This window comes from Arthrobacter pigmenti (assembly GCF_011927905.1).
In the GTDB taxonomy this organism is placed as follows: domain Bacteria; phylum Actinomycetota; class Actinomycetes; order Actinomycetales; family Micrococcaceae; genus Arthrobacter_D; species Arthrobacter_D pigmenti.
The window spans coordinates 1,965,988-1,986,899 of sequence record NZ_JAATJL010000001.1 but is presented as its reverse complement, the minus strand read 5'-3'; the positions used below and the strand labels follow the sequence as shown (position 1 = coordinate 1,986,899).

The following is a 20,912-nucleotide window of genomic DNA, read 5'->3' as shown; positions in this document are numbered from 1 at the left end:
CCTGACCCCTCCAAGGAATTCATAACGCCTGTACGGGATTCTTGCGGCACCGGCAGGACTGCGCCGGCACGATCTTGGGAGGAATCATGCACTCGGCAACGTCAGGAAGCACCAGCAAGGAACCACCCCACAGCACCAGCCCAGCTGAACCCCGGCCACCCGGAAAGTTCCGGTTCCGGCGGAGCGTTGCGGCGCTGTCATCGCTACTGATGCTCACCGGCGTCGGGCTGCCGATGGTCGCGGGGCCGGCACAGGCGGCTCCCGTGGGACAGGGCTTCACCGTCACCGCATCGGACCTGGCCTTCATTCTCCGGCAGATCAAAATCGCCGAAGCCCACGTCCGCAATACCACCTCCGAAACGGGGCCCTGCGGTGCGCTGCTGGGCACCGGGCCGGACCAGGTGCCCGGGCCGCTGGTTTCCTACGGTCTGCGGACCGTGGACGGCTCCTGCAACAACCTCCAGGACGGCCGTGAGGACTTTGCAACCTCCAACCGGCTGTTCCCGCGTCTCACCACACCCGAATACCTCGACGCCGACGACGGCGCGATCATCCGCCAAAACGGCCCCACCACCTACGACGGCGTAGGAAACGTGGTCGACGCCGAACCGCGCGTCATCAGCAACCTGATCGTCGACCAGACGGCCAGTAACCCCGCCGCGATCTCGGCTGCACAGTTCCCCGTCCGCTCCCAGGGCAACGATGGCGTTGTCCCCTGCGACGTGAACGGCCTGCCCGCCGGCTGCGTACCCGCCGGTGAAACGCTGTTCATCCCGAACATCACCACCGACGTCGGGCTCTCCCCGCCGTACAACTCGCTGTTCACGATCTTCGGTCAGTTCTTCGACCACGGCCTGGATCTGGTCAACAAGTCAGGAAACTCCGTCTTCATCCCCCTGCAGCCGGATGATCCGCTGATTGCCGAGAGGAACATTCCAGAACGGCAGCGCTTCATGGTGCTGACCCGGGCAACCAACCAGCCCGGTGAGGACGGCGTCCCCGGAACAGCGGATGACGTCCGCGAGGCCACCAACCGCACCGGACCCCTCGTGGATCAGTCCCAGACGTACAGCTCCGACCCGTCACACCACGTTTTCCTGCGTGAGTACGCCAACAACGCTGACGGTCGGCCCGTTTCGACCGGCGCGCTGCTCGAATCACCCGACGGCGGCATGGGCACCTGGAAGATGCTGAAAGACCAGGCAGCCTCAAAGCTCGGCCTGCAACTTGCGGACATGGACGTGCACCGTGTCCCGATGATCGCCGTCGATCCTTACGGCAACTTCATTCCGGGCCCGGCTCGCGGCCTGCCGCAGTTCGTGACTTCGACCGGGATGGTCGAAGGCAACAAGGTGGCACCCGTAGCAGTTCCGGAGAACGCATTGCGCGTCAATGAGTCGTTCCTCGACGACATCGCGCACCAGTCCGTACCGTCCACCGCAAAGACGGCGGATACTGATGACATCATCAACCCGCCGGGGCCTCCCACCCCCACCACCTACGACAACGAGATGCTTGATGCGCACTTCGTTGCCGGTGACGGTCGGCTCAACGAGAACGTCGCCCTGACGATGATCCATCAAGTGTTCCACTCCGAGCACAACCGGCTCCTCGAAGACATCAAGAACACGCTCGCCTCCGATACCTCAGCCCGCGGAGTAGCCGCGCTCGCCGAATGGAAGAGCGCAACCGGTGCCGGCGGCTGGAACGGTGAACGCCTCTTCCAGGCAGCCCGCTTCGTCACCGAAATGGAGTACCAGCACCTTGCGTTCGAGGAGTTCGCACGGAAGGTCCAGCCGCTGCTCGAGCCCTTCTCCACCTATCACGACGACGTCGATCCCGCGATCACCGCCGAGTTCGCCCACGCGGTATACCGCTTCGGCCACTCGATGCTCACAGACACGGTGTCCCGTACCAACACCGACGGTTCGACCAACGACGTACCGCTGCTCGACGCGTTCCTCAACCCGCCCGAATATTACGACGGCGGCACGGCAGGCAGGCTCTCCTCGAAGGACGCGGCCGGTGCGATCGCCATGGGCATGTCCGACCAGGTCGGCAACGAACTCGACGAGTTCGTCACAGAGACGCTGCGGAACAACTTGCTGGGCCTCCCGCTGGACCTCGCCGCGATCAACATCGCGCGTGCCAGGGAAACGGGTATCCCGTCGCTGAACAACCTGCGCCGGGAAATCTACAACGAGACCAACGACAGCCAGCTCAAGCCGTACACCAACTGGATCGATTTTGGCCTGAACCTGAAGCACCCGGAGTCGCTGATCAACTTCGTGGCGGCTTACGGCCAGCACCCGACGATCACCGCCGAGACCACGCTGAAGGGCAGGCGGGACGCAGCCACCCTGATTGTGGACCCACCGATCGACGCGGCGGAGGGCACTGTGCCCGCCGACTCCGGAGACTTCATGGGATCGACCGGCACCTGGGCGGGCAAGGAAACCGGCCTGAACCATATCGACCTCTGGATGGGTGGCCTCGCCGAACGCACCAACCTGTTCGGCGGCCTGCTTGGCTCAACCTTCAACTACGTGTTCGAGCAGCAGATGCTGGACCTGCAGAACGGCGACCGGTTCTACTACCTGGCACGCACGCCGGGCATGAACCTGCTGGGTCAGCTCGAAGGCAACTCCTTCGCCGAGATGATCATGCGGAACACGAGCGCAACGGCCCTGAAGGCGGACGTCTTCGGCACCTCGGACTGCAAGTTCGAGCTCGGACGCCTGCAGTTCAACGGGACCACGGTCCTCGACGATGCACTCTCGGAATGCGACGAAGAGGCTTTGCTTATCCGGATGCCGGATGGGACCATCCGTTACCGGACCACCAACTCGGTGGACCCGGCGGGCATCAACGGCCAGAGCGTCTTCAACGGCACAGCCGGCGCGGACCGCGTCTGGGGCGGCGTGGACAATGACACGTTCCTCGGCAACGAGGGCGACGACATCATCGAGGGCAACGACGGCGGTGACACGGCCCTCGGAGGCGAGGGCAACGACGTCGTTACCGATTCCGCTGGAGACGACGTGCTGAAGGGCGGTCCGGGTAACGACGCGCTCGACGCAGGGCCTGGTCTCGACCTGATCCTCGGGGCGGATGGCAGTGACTTCATCAACGGCGGCGCCAACACCAACGATTCCTTCGGCGGTGAGGGAAACGACTTCCTGATCGCAGGCGGAGGCAATGACTTCACGCGTGGAGACGCCGGGGACGACTGGCTCCAGGGCGGTGACGGCGCGGATCTCGTGATGGGTGACAGCGGCGCCCCGTTCTTCGATGACCCGAATACACCGGGTAACGACATCCTGATGGGTCAGAACGGCGATGACGACTACGATGCCGAGGGCGGTGACGACATCATGCTCGCCGACCCCGGAATCGAGCGGAACGCGGGCGCAGCCGGATTCGACTGGGCAACGCACCAGGTGGACGGTCTCCCTGCGGACACCGACCTCACCCGGAACCTGCTGGGAGTCCCGCTCCCCGTGGACGTTCTTCGCGACCGCTACGCTGAGGTCGAAGCGCTCTCCGGCGCAGGCAAGAACGACGTGCTGCGTGGCGACGATGTCATCCCCCGCCTGACCGAGGGTGAAGGAACCTCCGGCGAGAACTGGCTGGACGCGGAGGGCGTGGGGCTGATCAAGGGCCTCGCGGACCTGCTGCCTGACGCCGCCACGGACAACGGGAACATCTGGGGAGAAGGCAACATCATCCTCGGCGGCGGCGGCAGCGATCTCCTGGAGGGACGCTCCGGCAACGACATCCTCGATGGCGACCGGGAACTGCGCGTGAGGATGAGCGTCCGCACCAATCCCGCAGATCCGGCTACGGAAATCGGGAGCACGGACAGCATGGAGAAGCCGTACCTCGCAGGCAGCGCACGCACCCTGCAGTCGGCGGTCTTCGCAGGCGACGTCGATCCCGGAAACATCGTCCTCGTCCGCGAAATCGTGGACGGCGGAACCGGCAGCGACGTTGACGTCGCGGTCTTCACCGATCTTGAGGCGAACTACCGGGTCACCACCGTTCCCGCCGGCGCGGAAATGGGATCACCAGGAAGCGTCACCACGGTGACGCACCTCGGCGATGATCCGGACGCGTTGCCGGCACTCGGCGAGGGAGACGGCATAGACACGCTCCGTAATGTCGAGCAGTTGCTGTTCTCCGATTCGCTGGCGCCGACCGTTCCCGAGATCGGACCCGCAATCGCGGGCGACCGTTCGGCGACAGTGGAGTGGGAAGCACCGGCTTCGGTGGTCACCAGGTACGACGTACGGGTGGTCGACGCGAACGGACTGCAGGTCGGAGCCCTGCGGGAGGTCAGCGGAGAAGAGCCGGGCGTCAACATCACCGGGCTCATCAACGGCCAGTCCTACCGCTTCCAGGTTCGTGCTGTGAACGAGCTCGGAGCCTCCGGGTTCTCGGCACTCTCCAACCCGGTAGTTCCCAACGTGGCTCCTGCGGCACCCACGAACGTACGGGGTGTCCCTGGCGCCGGCGTCGTAGATCTTTCCTGGACCGCCCCGGCGGGCAACACCGGTACACCGGTGACGTCCTACCGGGTGCAGGTGCTGGAGAGCGGAGTGGTCACACGGACTGTGCCGCTCACCGGCGCTGGAACAACCACCACGATCACCGGACTGCGCAACGGCGCGACGTACACGTTCCGGGTGCAGGCCGTGAATGCTGCCGGTAACGGTGCGCTCTCGGATCCGTCCCCGGCTGTGACGCTGGCGGCTGGTCGCCCGGCTGCGCCCACGATCGCCGCTCCCACCGGCGGACGCGGCAACGCGACAGTCAGCTGGACGCCGGGCGCCGACGGCGGGGCTCCCGTCACCGGATTCTCGGTACGGGTGGTGGACCCTGCGGGAGCGCAGGTCGGTGAGCTTCGTACGGCACCGGCGAACGCACGGTCGCTGTCACTGACCAGGCTTCCAGCGGGCATTGCCCTCCGGTTCCAGGTTGCGGCGACCAACGACGCGGGCATGGGCGCCTTCTCCGGTCTTTCGGCACCGCTGGCAGCCACACTGCCTCCGTTCCGGGATGTACCGCAGAATCAGCCGTTCTTCACGGAGATCGTGTGGCTGCTCGATAACGGCATCACCACCGGTTACCTGGAGGATGGGACCTTCCGTCCCTACCAGGCAATCAAGCGTGACGAGATGGCAGCCTTCATGTACCGCCTGGCTGGAGAACCCGCCTTCGCGCCTCCGAGGGTGTCGCCCTTCAATGACATCCCCGCCGGCGGCAGGTTCTACAAGGAGGTCGCGTGGCTGGAGGCAAATGGAATCACGACAGGCTACCCGGACGGCACGTTCAAGCCGCACCTGGCCGTCAACCGGGACATGATGGCCGCGTTCATGTACCGGTATGCAGGGGAGCCGGCCTACACACCACCGGCCGTCTCACCCTTCGTGGATATGCGGCCCGGCAGTGCCTTCTACAAGGAGGTCTCCTGGCTCGCGTCCACGAAGATCACCACGGGCTACCCGGACCGCACGTTCCGACCCTTCGAAGCAGTCAACCGCGACATGATGGCCGCGTTCATGTACCGCTTTGATGGCCTGAACAAGTAACCGTCTTCGGGTTCCCGAACCCACAACAGCCAGGAGCCCCGGGATTCGTCCCGGGGCTCCTGGCTGTCCGGGCACTGGTGCTGGTGCTGGGTTGCTGGTTGCTGGTGCGGGTGCCGGGGGCAGTGGCGTCCGCTGCTGGTTGCGGGTGCGGGTGCTGGTGCCGGGGGCAGTGGCGTCCGCTGCTCCAGCCCATGGGCGTGCAGGTGCTGGAAGCGTCCCCGATCAGTGTGGCCTGCTGACGCATTCCGGCTCCACTGATGCGTTGCGGCCCTGCGACACCTTCACGAGTGCGTCGCAGGGCCGAAACGCGCTGTGTGGGCCGATACGCGCGTGTTGCGAGACGCGGGTTTAGAGACGGCGGGCACAGCGAGACGGCCGACCCGGGGATCCGGGCCAGCCGTCGTCGTCGTTGTGTGCTCAGCTCAGTCGTCGCTGTCCCTCAGGACGCGCTTTGCGAAGCGGTGGAGGAATGCTGCCATCGTGTCGCGGTAGACGGGCTGCAGGGGGCGGAAGGTGTTGTCTTCCCAACCCTCGGTTACCCCCGTGTCGGCGAGCCAACTGATCTCCTTGTAGAACGGCATGCCCGGTTTCACATCCTTGAAGTCGGAGAACTTCTCCACCACCGGGCTGCCCGCGAACCTGTACAGGAACGCTGCCATCTGGTCGCGGTTGATCGGCTGATAGGGCCGGAAAGTGCCGTCAGGCCAGCCGGTGGTGATCTTCTGGGTTGCGAGCCAGCTGATCTCCTTGAAGAACACGTGGCCCGGCGAGACGTCCTTGAACTTCTGCGTGGGCTGGTGGTCCGGTTTGCCGGCGAGCCGGTAGAGGAACGCGGCCATCATGTCGCGGTTCACCTGGTAGAGCGGCTTGTATGAACCGTCCGGGTAACCGGTGGTGATGCCGACGGCGGCAATCCAGGTGATCTCCTTGGCGAAGACAGTGTCTTCGTTCACGTCACTGAAGGTCGGCGCGGGAGGAAGCTCGGGCGGGTACACGCCGTCGTCCCAGCCCGGTTTGGCCGCGTTGATCGGGTCGTTCACGTCAAGCTCGAAGTCTTCCGGAGCCATACCGACGCTGAACTGGACCATCATGTCGTGATCCTCGTGTGGGAGGTTGTGGCAGTGGATCATGTAGCGGCCGCGATGCGGACCGAACTTCATGAGCAGCCGCACCTTCTCGCCCTCCCCGCAGTACACAACGTCCTTGGGCCCCTGCTCGTAGGAGAAGTCCGCGCGGTCTTCGCCGCCGATGATCTTGAAGTCCAGCAGGTGGATGTGGACCGGGTGGAACCAGCCGCCGGAACGGTTGTCGAACTCCCAGATCTCCACGGCATCGAGCTCCGGATCAGCAATGACCTTGCGGTAGTTGCTCGCGATCACCTCGGCCCAGTTCATGTCATCGATGGACCACAGATTGGTGATGTCATCCCGCTTGAGCCGGAAGGACCGGAACTTGGTCGCATCGCTCTCCTTCAGTGTCATGACCTCGTTGGAGGGGTTCAGTTCCACGGGAATGGTGTTCCAGGTGGGGTCCGAGGTGTCCACAGGCTCGTCGGTGACGTCGAAGGCCATCATCTTGTGCGTGAAATCGTAGTCAACGTTGTTCTTGTTCGAGAGGTTGCGCAGTTCCACGCGCTGGCCCGGCTGATAGTGCCGGAAGTCGATGAGGACCTCGTACCGCTCGGCACTGCCGTGCCTCCACTCGTACACGGACTGGGCGTACGGCATGAGGCCCCCGTCGGTGGCCACCACGGTGACCGGGTCGCCGGTGCTGAGGTACGGACGGAAGGACCGCGAGATGCTCGCGTTCAGGATGCGGAACCGGTAAATGCGCCGCTGGACCTGCATGACGGGCCACGGCCTGCCGTTCGCCATGATGACGTCGCCCCAGAGGCCCGAGTGGCTGTCGTCGTCGTAACCCAGCGAGCCGTCCGCAGCGAACATGGCGTCGGAAAGAGTGAGCGCGACGTCGAACTGGCCCTGCGGAAGAAGCTGCCGCTCCAGGGGGTCGTGGACGTGATACTGGCCGGCAAGGCCCGAGTACACGTTCGGTGCCGTGTAGTGGACTGCGTGGTCGTGGTACCAGAGGGTACGGGCGTGCTGGTTGTTCGGGTACTTGTAGTCCTTGTAGAACCCGGGCATCGCGATGTCCGATGCATACCCGTCGAACTGGGGGAGCGACGCCGAGCCGTGCAGGTGCGTGGACGTGTACAGGTTGTGGCCCATGGTGGGGTGGGTTGCCGGCAGCTGATTGCGGACCCGTACAACCGACTTGGTCCAGCGATCCATCTTCAGGGTGGGTCCCGGGAAGGTGCCGTTGTACCCCAGGATCGGGGTGAGGAGGTTGCGGTTCGGCAGCATCGACGCGTTGCCCACGGACTGGGTGATCGAGTAGTAGTTGATCTTCATCTCGTCCTCCGGGTCATAGCCGGTGGCGTACGGTGCGAGCACCGGTGTCCGGAGGAATTGTGCGCGGAAAGGAACAGGCATCTGCGATGGATCGAGTGCGCTCGCTACTTTGGCCTCGACAGACCGCGTAGGAACGGTGAGTGCTCCGGCCCCCAACACACCAAGGCCACCAAAAAGGATTACCTGGCGTCGCGAAATAGACATTGTTTTCTCCTTATGAAGGGTTTATCCAAGCGTCCCTGTAAGCACTTGGAGAAACCTTGAATGAATGGAAACCTCAGGCTGCTGACATCGCACGGACAATAAAGGAATTGATGACGTTGCCGGCCTCCCGCAGGGCCTGCCGGACGTTGGGGGTGGCAAGTGGCTGCGTGGCGAACGTCGCCTGCCGGCTGAGCTGGCTGTGCAGCATCAGCAACGCCGAAAGGACGTCCGAGAGTTCGCCTTCGCCGTCGGCCGTTGTCTGCAGGAGCCGGGCGTACGCTGCCTTGAGGCCGGGGCCCGGAGCGCAACCCAACTCGCGGTCCATGGCACGGCGGCAACGTTCGTAGCTCTGGAGTCCCTCGGCATGCCGGCCGGCCTGCTCAAGGCCGAGGATGAGGCACAACCAGGCCCGTTCATTCAGGGGATCTGACTTGAGGGCCCGCTGTGCCAGTTCGATCGACTCCTCGGCCTTCCCAATGCCTGCCGCGGTCTCCGCAGCGAGGATTGTCGCGTCAAGCACGCGGGTGGCGTGGAGTTCGCGTTCGTCCTCTGCCCAGGCCGGCAGCAGTTCGTCGCCGAGTAGGGGAGCAGTGGCCAGCGACAGTGCAGTGCGGAGCTTATTCAGTGCATCGCTCCCTGAAGAGTGCTGCGCCTGGCGGATGAGCTGCTCGAAGCGGTTGAGGTCCAGGTCCACGAGCGTACGGTCCATGACGTAGCCGCCAGTGGTGGTGCGCAGTGGGCCGGCCTTGCCGCTGCCTGGCTGGAGGTTGCGGCGGAGGACGCTCACGTAACTTTCGAGCGTCGGCAATGCCTCTGCCGGCGGACGTCCGCCCCAGAGGAGTTCGATCAGCCTGTCCTTCGAAACGGGGGTGCCGAGGTTGAGGAGCAGGATCTCCAGGATCTGGCGCGGCTTCGGTCCGCCGAGTGCCCGCGCGTCGAGCACGGTGTCTCCCCGCCGGATCTGGAGCGCTCCGATGAGGTTGATGGTGAGGTGGTTCTGGGGGATTGCGGGTGCGGGCTGTGAGCCGGAGTGTGCTGGTGAGAATGCGTCTGACTGCAACATGATCGAGACCTCGTGTTCAAGTGCGGATGATGACGTTTTCCAACCTAGGGAGCTTGTTTTCGCGTAACACGAGTAGGGTCTACCCGATTATTTCCGCTGCCTCCCCCTAAAACCGGGCCACAATACTTAGGTTGTGCCTGAGTAGTACTGGTGTAAGTAGTGAGTAGTCGTGAGTACTACTCAGTTACCCGCTCAGCCGGCCGACGTGTGGTGATCGGTACCCATCGAGAGCCGCAGGTCGTCAGCGCCGCTGAGCTCCAGGGCAATCGCCTGATTGGGGATTTCGAAGACCAGGACAGCCTCGATTGTCTCGCCCTGCTCTGCCGTCACTTCCGCGGGCGAGGACCAGATGACACGCGGTTCGCCTGCGCCGAGCCCCTCGACCGCGTAGTCAGAAGCCCGGAAGTCAATTCCCTCTGCCTCCAGCGCCGTGAGCTCAAGGAGGATGCGGACGCGGTGGGCACCCTCGGCCACCGGCTCCGCCAGGGCAGCCGGGTCCCCGACGGGCGCCCAACCGTCCGTCTCAAGCGGAATGATGCCGTTGATGCGTGCCAGGCCGCCGTCGATCTCGTCCGTCGCGCCGAGCATCGTGCTCGGCTCTTCTTCCGCGTTATTGGACAGCACCCATGCCAGGCCGCTTCCCAGCCCTAGGAGCAGGACGGCCGGGACGGCCATCCTGCGCCAGCCGACCCGCCGTCGTCGTTCACTTCCTTGCTCTCCTGCCGGCACGACGACGGCGGCATCCTCCGGGGTTTGAAAGTCACCTGGGCGGACGGAATCGTCCTGGGGACGTGGGTTGGACGCGGGGGTATGGAGATGAATAGCCATGAAGGAAGTGTTTTCTTTTCACCATGGGAAAACCATGACCTGACATTCCCAAAGCTTTTTACAAGCCCGGCAGGAAATGCTGGCCGGGACAGTCGCTCAACTAGGCGCGTCTGCCGGTCATCACTTCAATTAGAGGGCAGGTCTTCACAATGTTTGAGTACGAACGGCCTCGGCACCGCCGAGGTGAAACTCGCTCATCCGCCGGAAGGCGGATGGCATCTATTGTTGCGGCGGGCGCGGTTTGCCTGCCGATCCTGGTGGCGCCGCCGGCAGCGACCGCAGTTGAGATTGCGGCAGTCCCCGGTGGGTCAAGCCTCGCCGCCGTGGGTCCTATCGACTCCTCTAACGGCTACCCGCTCTGGTACGAAGACAACGGGCTCGCCTCGGCCGGCCTCGATCCGCTTCGCCTTGAACTCTGCCTCGAAGCGATCATGTGCGGCGCCGAGATTCCGAATCCGAACGCACCCATCTCCCTCCCGGAGAACTATCCGGATGAGGGTTTCTGGTGGGCCGCCGAAGCCGAGATTGACCGGCCGATCGGCGACCGCGCGCTGCTTGTGTACGCCCAGGAAGCCGCGTTCGGCGGTGCCGGCGGGGTGGCAGTTGGCCAGCAGGTGGCGTTTTCCCGCCAGCGCATCCGGATCGACTCACTGAACCCCAACACCTCCTACAAAATCACCACTCCGTATGGGGTGGAGAACATTGTCACGGATGTGGAGGGCGAGATTAACGAGACCCAGGACATCGGCTGCATGAGCCCGCCCTGCGGTTTCGAGCTGGCCATGACGGGCCATATCGGTCCGTTCCTGCGTTGGGATCCGAATCAGGGCCAAACGGCACCGGAGGGCTACATCGGCAACCCGGCCATTCCGCACGCAGTGGTCGGCAGCCCGAACAACACCAACTTCTTCCGGATTGAGGGCCCCAACGCAGGCGGCCCCGGCGTCAATTCGGTGGAAACTGAGCTGTTCTCGGTCACCGGACGGATTGCCCAGCTCCGCGCGACGGTGGACCAGCCGGGCGACCTGTTTGGTGCGGCTACCGATGTATACGTGCAGCCTTCTTTCCCGAAGGAAGCGGACATTGTCTACACCCTGGACGGGACCGAACCGACGCTCACTAACGGCACCCGCGTGGCGACGGACGGTAAGCCGGGATTCGCTGCGACCGTTACTATCCCCGCAGCGGCTCCGGATGCAGTGGACGACCTCGGCAACCCCACCACTATCCGGCACACCACGCTGAAGTACTTCGCGGTGGATGCCAACGGTGGGGTGAGCGAAACGTACACCCAGCAGTACACGGTGGACACCTCGCTGCCGACCGTCACGGCGACTCCGGACGGTCTGTCCGAGGCACCAGTCAACGGGCGGATTGTCCTCCAGGGCGCCCAGACGGTCACGTTGACCGCCACGGATCCGTTGGGCGGCGCTGATCCGGACATCTTCTACACCACTGACGGCACCCGCCCGACGGTGGACGTAGATGGAAACCCGGTTGGATCCACCAAGGAATACTCGGATCCGGTCGAGCTGCGGACGTCCACTGTCCTGAACACCCTGGCCGTCAGCGACCAGGGTTTGGTGGGACCGAACTCCAAGTACAACTACGTCGTGTACAACATCAAGGAGGTAGGTCCGAAGGGCAACCACGGTTTCCCCGAGTACCTGACCGACTGGAACGGCCAGAAACTGGCACTCTGCCTGGATGATCCCGCTTGTGGGCTGGAAGCACCGTTCGACACGGAGTTGGCGCAGTTCCCGACCAGCTTCCCCGGAGAGTCCTTCTGGTGGTCAGCCGGTGCCGAGATTCCGGTCACCGGGGGTGGCCGCGCACGGCTGGTCCTGGCGATGGAAGCCGCATTCGCCAACGAAGTTCCTAAAGAGGGCGATCAGGTGATGTTCGGACGCACCCGCTACAGCATGCGGGGCCTCGAACCGGGCGCCACCTACAGAATCACCCAGCCCTACGGCGTCGACGTCATGACTGCCGATCCGGAGGACGAGGATGGCGAGCTCGCGTACACAGCCGACATCGGTTGCCTGGACGCTGCCTGCTCGCCGGACCTGCTGAAGGAGTCCCAGATCGGACCGTTCCTGAAGTCCACCCTCGCTCCGGACGGTTACCTGGGCGACGGCGCAACTGAGGCACCGGTTACGGGCAGCCCGTTCGACACCAACTTCTTCAAGTTGGAGCAGTTGACGGACGCAAACGGTGTCGAGTTCGATGTGCCCCGGCTGATCGGCCAGACGAACAACTTCGTCGTCGTCGGACGCCTGTTCGACACCCCGGCTCCGGAGCGCCGCCCTGCCACCCCGGTGGCACCTGCGCTCAACATAGCTGCGGCGCGTATCGGTGAGGCACAGCTCCAGCTGACCCCACCGGCCGACGGCGGAACGCCGATCACCGGGTTCGAAATCCGGGTCACCGACCAGAACGGAACGCAGGTCGGTGAGCTGATCGAGGCGCCGGCTGACGCAACGACGGTGAAGATCACCGGCCTTCCTGCGGACCAGGACCACCGGTTCCAGGTAGCGGCCCGAAACGCGAAGGGCGTCAGTGCCTTCTCGCCCGTCTCGGCGCTGCTGCCGGCACTTGCTCCGCCGTTCCCCGACATCCCCCACAAGACCGTGTTCTTCACAGAGATCGCGTGGCTTGCGGGCGAAGAGATCACCTTGGGATACGACGACGGCAAGTTCCAGCCGCTCTGGCAGGTCAAGCGGGACGTGATGGCGGCGTTCCTCTACCGCCTCGCCGGCGAACCCGCGTGGAATGCGCCGACGGTATCGCCGTTCAAGGACGTCAAGCCAGGAGACCACTTCTACAAGGAGATCACCTGGTTGGCGAACGAGGGCATCACGACCGGTTGGGATGATGGCACATTCCGACCACTCGTCTCGGTCAACCGTGACATGATGGCGGCGTTCCTCTACCGGATGGCGGACGTTCAGGAATACACGCCTCCGGCAGTGAATCCGTTCCCGGACGTCTCGACTGCCAAGCCGTTCTACAAGGAAATCCAGTGGCTCGCCGAAACCAAGATCACCACCGGATTCGAGGACAAGACCTTCAAGCCGCTTCACGCAGTGAACCGCGACATGATGGCCGCCTTCCTCTACCGTTTCGACGGGCAGGGCTTCCTCGACTAAAGAAACCTTCCTGGTGAAACACCCGTCAGCCCCGGCATCCGAGCCCCTGGATGCCGGGGCTGACGGCCGTCCTGTGTTCGTATAGCGCCTCTGCACCGCAATGATGCGACTTTGCCTCACCGGCAGGGTAACTTTCTAGGGTGAGTTCTGCGCAGAAACCCCCGTTCTACATCACCACCGCCATCACGTACCCCAACGGCGTGCCCCACATCGGCCACGCCTATGAGTACGTGGCTACGGATGCAATCGCCCGCTTCAAGCGGCTCGATGGTTATGACGTCATGTTCCTTACCGGAACGGACGAACACGGGATGAAGATCGCCCAGACGGCAGAGAAGGAAGGCATAACTCCGAAGGAGCTGGTGGACCGGAACGCCGCGGCCTACAAGGCTGCGCACGGAGACCTCGCAATCAGCTACGACCGCTTCATCCGCACCACTGATGAAGATCACTACGCTGCGTCGCAGGACATCTGGAAGCGGATGGAGGCTAACGGGGACATCTATCTCGACAAGTACGCCGGCTGGTACTCGGTGCGGGATGAAGCGTACTACACGGACGATGAAACCGAAGTCCGCGAGGACGGCATCCGCTACTCGAAGGAGACGGACACCGAGGTCACCTGGACCGAGGAGGAGAGCTACTTCTTCCGCCTCTCCAATTACCAGGACCGGCTGCTCGCGCTCTACGCGGACCAGCCGGAATTCGGCGCGCCACAGTCCCGCTTCAACGAGGTCATCAGCTTCGTCAAGCGTGGTCTGGAGGACCTCTCGATCAGCCGCACCACCTTCGATTGGGGCGTTCCGGTCCCCGGCGACCCCAAGCACGTGATGTATGTGTGGGTGGACGCGCTGACCAACTACCTCACCGGCGTCGGCTACCCGGATACGGAGTCGGAGCAGTTCCGGAAGTACTGGCCGGCGGACGTCCATGTAATTGGCAAGGACATCTCCCGTTTCCACGCCATCTACTGGCCCGCGTTCCTGATGTCCGCCGGCATCGAGCTGCCCAAGCGCATCATGATCCACGGCTTCCTGCACAACAAGGGCGTCAAGATGTCCAAGTCGCTGGGCAACGTGATCGCACCCAAGGACTGGATGGAGCAGTACGGACGGGACCAGATCCGCTTCTTCCTGCTGCGCGAAGTTCCCTTCGGGGCGGACGGCTCCTACAGCCACGAGGCCATTGTCACGCGGATGAACTCGGACCTTGCCAACAACCTGGGAAACCTGGCGCAGCGCTCGCTGTCCATGGTGGCGAAAAACTGCGACGGACTGGTGCCCGCGCCGTCGTCGTTATCCGAGGCCGACCAGCGAATTCTCGAGGCCGCGAACCAGCTCCTGCCTGCCTGCCGGGCAGCGTATGAGAAGCAGGAGCTTTCCCGCGCACTCGAAGCGATCTGGACGGTGCTGGGTGACACCAACGCCTACTTCGCCGAACAGCAGCCGTGGGTCCTGCGGAAGACGGATCTGGACCGTATGAACACGGTGCTCTACGTGACGCTTGAGATCCTGCGGATCGTGTCCATCCTCGTTCAGCCGGTGATGCCCGACGGCGCAGCGAAGCTCCTGACGGCGCTCGGTCAGGGAACCACGGACGACGACGGCGGCCGCAGCTTCGGCGCGCTCGGCACCCCGCTTGTGCCGGGCGTCGCCCTCCCGGCGCCGGAACCGGTGTTCCCCAAGTACGAGGAACCTGAGCAGAGCTGAATCGACCGGTCAGGGACACGCCGCTAAAGCGCGGTCGAAGCGGCGTGTCCTGATACGTAAGCGGGAAGCTACCGGCGGAAGCGTTCGGCCGCCGTCGCCGTCATGATCGCTGCGACCTCCTGCTGCTGCTCGCGTGCGCGCCGGGCCATGCGGCCGAGGCTTTCACGGTCATAGCCGGGGAAGGACCAGCCGGCGTCGAGCAGCACCAGGAGCGTTTCCCACAGGGCTTCCTTGCCGCGGACCAGGCTCTGCAGCGCTTCCAGTTCAAGTTGCGCACCCGGTCCGTCGCCCGTCCTGCGAACATTGAGCGGGTTCAGGCGGGCAGCAGCTGCGCTGAGGTAGGCAAACGTCATTTTCGCCGGGTTCGGGCGGTGGCCCTGCGCTCGGAGGGACCGCAGCAGCGTGGTCCGCTCGCCGTCAATCTCGTCGCGTAGCCGGGCAAGGGTGCGTCCGTGCGCGGTGCCCTGCCACGTCTTGCTCGCTGCCTCGAAAAGGCGAACTCCGCCGGTTGCACCGAGGAGGTGATCTTCCAAATAGCTGAGCAACTGCTGCTTCTCCGCGCGGTCCAATCCGGCCAACGATCCTCCTGATAGCAACACGACCCGGATGGGGCGTGTTGCTATCCTTGCAGGTCAGCCGTCTGTGGCCAATCCCTGCACGGGGGAGAGCCGTGCGGCCCGTCGGGCCGGCATCACCGAGGCAACGAGCCCGGCAACGACGGCGACTGCCAGCACTCCGAGCAGTTGCAGCCAGGGGAACGACGGCGTGACGGCGGCTATCAGTCCCAGTGCCGACTGCGCGCCCAACCAGCCGTAGAGCATCCCGAGCCCGACTCCGAGCAGGGCGGCCACACCGGCGATGAGGACCGCCTCGACGGCCAGCATTCCGCGCAGCTGGCCCCTGGTGAGCCCGAGCGCACGCAGCAGTGCCGATTCCCGGGTCCGTTCCAGCACTGACAGTGAAAGCGTGTTGGCCACCCCGATCAGGGCGATCAGTACGGCAACGGCCAGCAGCGCAGTAACGACGAGGAGCAACACATCGATGATCTGGTTGAACGTCGCCCGCTCCAGCGCGGCGCCGGAGACGAGGTACTCGGGCAGGCTGAGGGTGTCCACAATCTCCGTGCGCAGTGAGGTGATGTCGCCGGATCCAAGCGAGTCGTCAACCTTGAGCCAGAGGATGCTTCCGGAGGTTTCGGCCTTGTCCATGATCCCCAGGTTCTCCGCCGTGGCTTCGCTGATCAACGGAACGATGGTCCGGCTCTCAGCCACTGCGACGGGCAGCGTCTGCTCGGTGAAGGAACCCTGAACCGTGAGTTGCGTCAGGTCCGTGCCATCGGGCATGACAACGGCGTCCTCGTGTGGGTAGGCGGTTTCGGAGCGCAGTACTGCAGCCGCGTCCTCCTCTGAGAGGGTGTAGACCACCTGCGATCCCGCTTCTTCGCCCGTAACCGCGACGGGGGTGGGTTGGGCTACTGCCTCGATCCCGTCGATAGCCAGCAGCGAGGTCACGGCCTCAGCAGGGTCCCCGCCTTCGAGCTGGACGGCCATGTCAACCGGGTAATTCTGGGCCAGCGCATCATCGAAGGCGGTGCGGGAGGTTTGCGCGCCCGCCATCATCATGCTGACCAGCGTGACCCCGACGATGAGTGCGGTGGCGGTCGCCGTGGTCCGGGCGGGGTTGCGAACCGCGTTGACGGCGGCGAGCGTTCCCGGCACGCCGAGAGGTTTCGCCAGCCGCCCCACCCAGGTGACGAGTGCCGGGACAAACAGCCCGGCGCACAGGAGCAGCCCGAGGAAGGAGAGCGCGCCGCCCGGTAGTGCGATCAACAGGTTCGCCTGGATGGCGCCGACGGCAAGGAGGAGACTGCCGCCAACCACCAGCGCAACCCCGATCCCCAGCCGGACCCGCCCGCGGCGGGTACCGATTCCAGCGTAGTCAACGGGGCGAAGCGCGGCGAGCGGTGCGACGGCGGTGGCCGCCCGCGCGGGAACCAGAGCCGCGGCGACGGTCATCAGGACACCCACGACCATTCCCGCGATAACGGCCGACGGCGGCACCGCCAGGGTTGCAAACTCGCTGCCCGGCACGGTGCGGGCAAGCTGGACGAGCGTCCACATGACGCCCGTGGCGAGCAGCACTCCCAGCGCCGAGGAGACGAGTCCGACGATCGCGGCCTCGAGCAGCACAGAACGTCGGATCTGGCCGCGGCCGGCACCGATGCAGCGCAGCAGCGCCAGCTCGCGCGTTCGCTGGGCGACCAACACCGAGAAGGTGTTGGAGATGACCAGGGCCGTCACGATCACCGCGACCACGGCGAAGGCCAGCAGCACGATGGTCAGCTGGTCCTGCCCGCCGGACAGTGCGGCAACATCCTGGGTTGTCTGGTCGGCGGCGGTCAGCGCCGTGGCGGGGACGCCGTCGTCGTTCAGGGTTTGTACGATCGCCTCGCTGACCCCGGCGGTATCCGCCGAGTCCGTGAGGAGGAGCTGCAGCCGCGCAGCGGAGGCGTCCGGCGCAAGGGCGGCCACCTGGGAATCGACCGCGTGCAGCTGGATCATTCCGGAGGCGAACGGGTGGTCGGAAGGTTCGGTGATGCCGACGACGGCGAGTTCCGTTCCGCCCGAGGCGATGCTCTCCTCGGGCGTTCCCGCGCCGAGGGAAGCCGCCGTGGCGGTATCACCGACGGACAGGCCAAGCTGCCCGGCCGATTCCGAGTCGATGAGGATTTCACCATCGGTCTCCGGCAGTGCACCCTCCGTCAGAGCGAGGGTCTCCAACGCGTCGGGGGCGAGCGTGGCGAGGGTGGCGATGTTCGTTGTATCGGACACCGAAAGCACAACGGCGCCTTGCGTATCAGCGTGAACGGTGTCGACGCCGGAAATCGAGGCAACGCGATCTGCAGCGTCTGCGGGGAGCGGGCCGCCGTTCTCGGAGGAGACCACCAGGTCCGCGTTGGCGTATTCGGTGCCGATGCTGTTCTGGAGGGTGGCCGTCGTCGTCCCGCCGACCATCAGGGTGGCGGCGAGGAAACCGACGCCGAGCATCACGGCAAGCCCGACGGCGATATACCGGCGGGCGTGCCTCGCGACCTGGGAGAGGGCAACAATCAACACGGTCAGGCTCCCAGCTGCGAGAGGGCGGCGAGGATGGCTTCGGGGGTGCTGCGGTCGAGTTCGCCGACCAGCCGGCCATCCTGCATGAGGATTACGCCGTCTGCGTAGGAGGCCGCCACCGGGTCATGGGTGACCATGATGATGCTCTGTCCCATCTCGGAGCTGCTGCGGCGCAGCAGGGAGAGCACCTCGGCGCCGGAGCGTGAGTCCAGGTTGCCGGTGGGCTCGTCGCCGAAGATGACGTCCGGTCGGGTGAGCAGGGCGCGGGCAACGGCGACGCGCTGCTGCTGACCGCCGGAGAGTTCGTGCGGCCGGTGGGTGAGCCGGTCTGTGAGCCCGAGGATGGTGCAGATCTGGGTCAGCCATTCCCGGTCGACCGATCCGCCCGCCAGCGCAACGGGCAGCGTGATGTTCTGCTCCGCTGTGAGGGTGGGGATGAGGTTGAAGGATTGGAAAACGAAGCCCACGCGGTCGCGCCGGAGCCGCGTCAGGTCGGCGTCGGGCAGTCCCGTGATGTCGGTGCCGCCGATCGAGATGCTTCCGGAGTCGGCGGTATCCAGTCCGGCGAGGCAGTGCATGAGCGTGGACTTTCCCGAGCCGGACGGGCCCATGATGGCAGTGAAACGTCCGGCCGGGAAGCTGACCGTGACGTCGCTGAGGGCCTGGACGGTGGTGTTGCCCCGGCCGTAGGACTTGTTCAGGGAGACGGCAGCGACCGCTGCTGAAGAAACTGGTGTGGGACTTGATGGCGCGGCGGCCGTTGAAGAATGCGATGTCATGGCTTCAACGCTACGCAAGTGCCCAGGGGCAGCGGATCGCCCGGCGGGAGGTTCTTGAGGGCCGGGATCTCCTACCGCGGGATGAGATTTGGTATGGGTCAGGGGCGAACGACGCCGGCCTCGTAGGCCATGACCACCGCCTGCACCCGGTCCCTCGCGCCGAGTTTGGCGAGGATGTGCCCCACGTGGGTCTTCACGGTCGCCTCCGAGAGGAACAGGTCGCCGGCAATCTCGGTGTTCGAGCGACCCTGCGCAATCAGCGTGAACACCTCGCGCTCGCGTGCCGTCAGGGTTCCGACGGCGGTGGTCGCCGCCTCATTGGTGGCGGACGGCTGCCGCAGCAGGGGAGCCACATGGTCCAGCAGCCTGCGGGTGGTCGAGGGTGCAATGACCGCGTCTCCCCGGTGCACGGTCCGGATGGCCTCCAGCAGTTCTTCGGGCGGCGCATCCTTGAGCAGGAAACCGCTGGCGCCGGCCTGGATGGCGGCAAGGGCGTACTCGTCGAGGTCGAAGGTGGTGAGCACGATGATGCGTGGACCGGCACCCTGCGCCTGTTCAAGAATGCGCCGGGTTGCCTCGATGCCGTCCATTCCGGGCATCCGGACATCCATGAGTACGACGTCGGCCGGTGTGGCAGCAAGCATGGCCACCGCTTCTGTGCCGGTTCCGGCCTGGCACCGGACTTCCAGATCCGGCTGGGAGTTGATGAGCATCGAAAAACCGCTGCGGACCAGTTGCTGGTCGTCAACGAGGCCCACTCGGATGGGCGCGGGGGAATTCGGGCTACTCATTCAGGCCTCCGTGTAGGGAATAACAGCGTGGACCCGGAAGCCGCCGCCGTTCAGGGGCGCGGCCGCCAGGCTTCCATCGTAGAGTTTCAGGCGCTCGGCCATGCCCTTAATTCCCTGCCCTGCACCCGCGGTGGTGCTGTCCGAGGCGGCGCCGCGGCCGTCGTCGTCGACGGTGATTTCCAGGCCTCTCGCAGTCCAGGCGAGCTGGGCCGATGCGGAGGCCTTCGGTCCGGCATGTTTGAGCACGTTGGTAAGCGATTCCTGCACCACCCGGTACCCAGTGAGTTCAGCGCCGGCGGGAAGCGGCCTGCGCGGTGTTCCTTCGGAAGCGACCGAGATGTCCAGCCCGGCCCGGCGAACGGTTGCAACCAGCTCAGGGACGTCCGCGAGGGTGGGCAGGGGACGGATGGGGGCGTCGTCGTCGTTCCGTAGGACGCCCAGCAGCCGGCGCATCTCACGGAGCGACGCCCGCCCGGTCTCCGCAATGGTGCCGAGCGTGAAGGTCGCGACGGCGGGATCCGCGGCTCCGGCGTAACGTGCGCCGTCGGCCTGGGCAATCATGACGGACAGGGAATGCGCCACGATGTCGTGCATCTCGCGGGCGATGTGGTTGCGTTCATCCGCCGCGGCGAGGTCCCGTTCCTGCTGCCGCTCGACCTCCAGGCGCCGTGCGCGGTCCTGGAGTGCCTGAATGGTGAGCCGGCGGTTCCGTGCCAGGTCGCCAAAAGTCCAGCACAGCAGCACCACCGCGAGAGCAAAGAACATGTAGAGCGCGTACAGCGGCAGGTCTGCGAAGCCGGTGAGGGTCTGGTTGAACCCGAATTGCGTGATCCCGGCGACCATGCCGAAGGCTGCCAGTCCCAATCCACCGAGGCCGGCCCAACGCGGAGCGTATGCAGCCAGGGCGTACACCATGACGAGGACGCTGAGCTGTGCCGGCACCGGAGGGTGATTGATGATCAGCTGACCCAGCGAAACGGCAGCAACCACCGACGCCGCAGCCACCGTCCGGCTTCGCCTCCAGGCAAGCGGTATCACCAGGGCCGTGGAGATCGCGAACTCAACAGGACTGAACAGCAGGACGTAGGGCAGCGCGAGCACCACGAAAGCGATAACGGCGAGCGAGAGATCGACGGTGCCCTGTCTTTCCCGCAGCCAGGAGGCTATCCGGTGATGCGTGTCCATGGCTTCCAACTCTAGGGCGCACGCGTGGCTTCAGCATCGGTCCATGGGTGGAGTTGTGCCTTCCCAACCCTGTCTCAACAAGTGGGACC

General features: G+C 65.0%; 11 protein-coding genes. 3 read left to right on the top strand and 8 right to left on the bottom strand.

Features of this window, described 5'->3' with window-relative positions; genetic code table 11:
- Nucleotides 1-86 precede the first annotated feature (86 nt).
- A complete protein-coding gene (locus tag BJ994_RS09130; RefSeq protein WP_167993511.1) occupies nucleotides 87-5,591 on the top strand; it encodes a peroxidase family protein in 5,505 nt (1,834 codons plus the stop codon).
- 422 nt (nucleotides 5,592-6,013) lie between these two features.
- On the opposite strand, the gene BJ994_RS09125 is transcribed toward BJ994_RS09130, so the two are convergent.
- The 3 genes from BJ994_RS09125 to BJ994_RS09115 all read right to left on the bottom strand — a co-directional run bounded on the left by BJ994_RS09125 (nucleotide 6,014) and on the right by BJ994_RS09115 (nucleotide 10,094).
- Entirely contained in the window at nucleotides 6,014-8,203 is a 2,190-nt protein-coding gene (locus BJ994_RS09125; RefSeq protein WP_167993509.1) for an S-layer homology domain-containing protein, read from the bottom strand.
- A gap of 73 nt (nucleotides 8,204-8,276) precedes the next feature.
- Nucleotides 8,277-9,266, bottom strand: coding sequence for an AfsR/SARP family transcriptional regulator (locus tag BJ994_RS09120; RefSeq protein WP_167993507.1), 990 nt, complete (start codon nucleotides 9,264-9,266; stop codon nucleotides 8,277-8,279).
- Between the two features lie 192 nt (nucleotides 9,267-9,458).
- Nucleotides 9,459-10,094: a hypothetical protein gene (locus BJ994_RS09115; protein WP_167993505.1), complete on the bottom strand. Its 636-nt coding sequence runs from the start codon at nucleotides 10,092-10,094 to the stop codon at nucleotides 9,459-9,461.
- Between the two features lie 212 nt (nucleotides 10,095-10,306).
- On the opposite strand from BJ994_RS09115, the gene BJ994_RS09110 reads away from it, so the two are divergent.
- Nucleotides 10,307-13,243 (top strand): S-layer homology domain-containing protein, encoded by a 2,937-nt coding sequence (locus BJ994_RS09110; protein WP_167993503.1) that lies wholly within the window; start codon nucleotides 10,307-10,309, stop codon nucleotides 13,241-13,243.
- Nucleotides 13,244-13,383: 140 nt separating this feature from the next.
- Complete coding sequence (metG, locus tag BJ994_RS09105; RefSeq protein WP_167993501.1) at nucleotides 13,384-14,952, top strand: methionine--tRNA ligase; 1,569 nt, start codon at nucleotides 13,384-13,386, stop codon at nucleotides 14,950-14,952.
- A gap of 68 nt (nucleotides 14,953-15,020) precedes the next feature.
- On the opposite strand, the gene BJ994_RS09100 is transcribed toward metG, so the two are convergent.
- The 5 genes from BJ994_RS09100 to BJ994_RS09080 all read right to left on the bottom strand — a co-directional run bounded on the left by BJ994_RS09100 (nucleotide 15,021) and on the right by BJ994_RS09080 (nucleotide 20,823).
- Complete coding sequence (locus tag BJ994_RS09100; RefSeq protein WP_167993499.1) at nucleotides 15,021-15,530, bottom strand: hypothetical protein; 510 nt, start codon at nucleotides 15,528-15,530, stop codon at nucleotides 15,021-15,023.
- A 54-nt stretch (nucleotides 15,531-15,584) separates the two neighbouring features.
- Nucleotides 15,585-18,068, bottom strand: a complete 2,484-nt coding sequence (locus BJ994_RS09095) for an FtsX-like permease family protein (RefSeq protein ID WP_167993496.1) — start codon at nucleotides 18,066-18,068, stop codon at nucleotides 15,585-15,587.
- Nucleotides 18,069-18,070: 2 nt separating this feature from the next.
- Nucleotides 18,071-18,847 (bottom strand): ABC transporter ATP-binding protein, encoded by a 777-nt coding sequence (locus tag BJ994_RS09090; protein WP_167993494.1) that lies wholly within the window; start codon nucleotides 18,845-18,847, stop codon nucleotides 18,071-18,073.
- A 98-nt stretch (nucleotides 18,848-18,945) separates the two neighbouring features.
- The gene (locus BJ994_RS09085; protein ID WP_209066733.1) at nucleotides 18,946-19,638 is read right to left on the bottom strand and encodes a response regulator; all 693 of its coding nucleotides are present in this window, start codon (nucleotides 19,636-19,638) and stop codon (nucleotides 18,946-18,948) included.
- A complete protein-coding gene (locus tag BJ994_RS09080) occupies nucleotides 19,639-20,823 on the bottom strand; it encodes a sensor histidine kinase (protein WP_167993491.1) in 1,185 nt (394 codons plus the stop codon).
- Nucleotides 20,824-20,912: the final 89 nt, after the last annotated feature.

Coding starts and splice junctions, on each gene's coding strand:
- BJ994_RS09110 (WP_167993503.1), top strand. CDS start 10,307: ATGGCATCTATTGTTGCGGCGGGCGCGGTTTGCCTGCCGATCCTGGTG.
- BJ994_RS09125 (WP_167993509.1), bottom strand. CDS start 8,203: ATGTCTATTTCGCGACGCCAGGTAATCCTTTTTGGTGGCCTTGGTGTG.
- BJ994_RS09090 (WP_167993494.1), bottom strand. CDS start 18,847: ATGACATCGCATTCTTCAACGGCCGCCGCGCCATCAAGTCCCACACCA.
- BJ994_RS09120 (WP_167993507.1), bottom strand. CDS start 9,266: ATGTTGCAGTCAGACGCATTCTCACCAGCACACTCCGGCTCACAGCCC.
- BJ994_RS09080 (WP_167993491.1), bottom strand. CDS start 20,823: ATGGACACGCATCACCGGATAGCCTCCTGGCTGCGGGAAAGACAGGGC.
- BJ994_RS09085 (WP_209066733.1), bottom strand. CDS start 19,638: ATGAGTAGCCCGAATTCCCCCGCGCCCATCCGAGTGGGCCTCGTTGAC.
- BJ994_RS09130 (WP_167993511.1), top strand. CDS start 87: ATGCACTCGGCAACGTCAGGAAGCACCAGCAAGGAACCACCCCACAGC.
- BJ994_RS09115 (WP_167993505.1), bottom strand. CDS start 10,094: ATGGCTATTCATCTCCATACCCCCGCGTCCAACCCACGTCCCCAGGAC.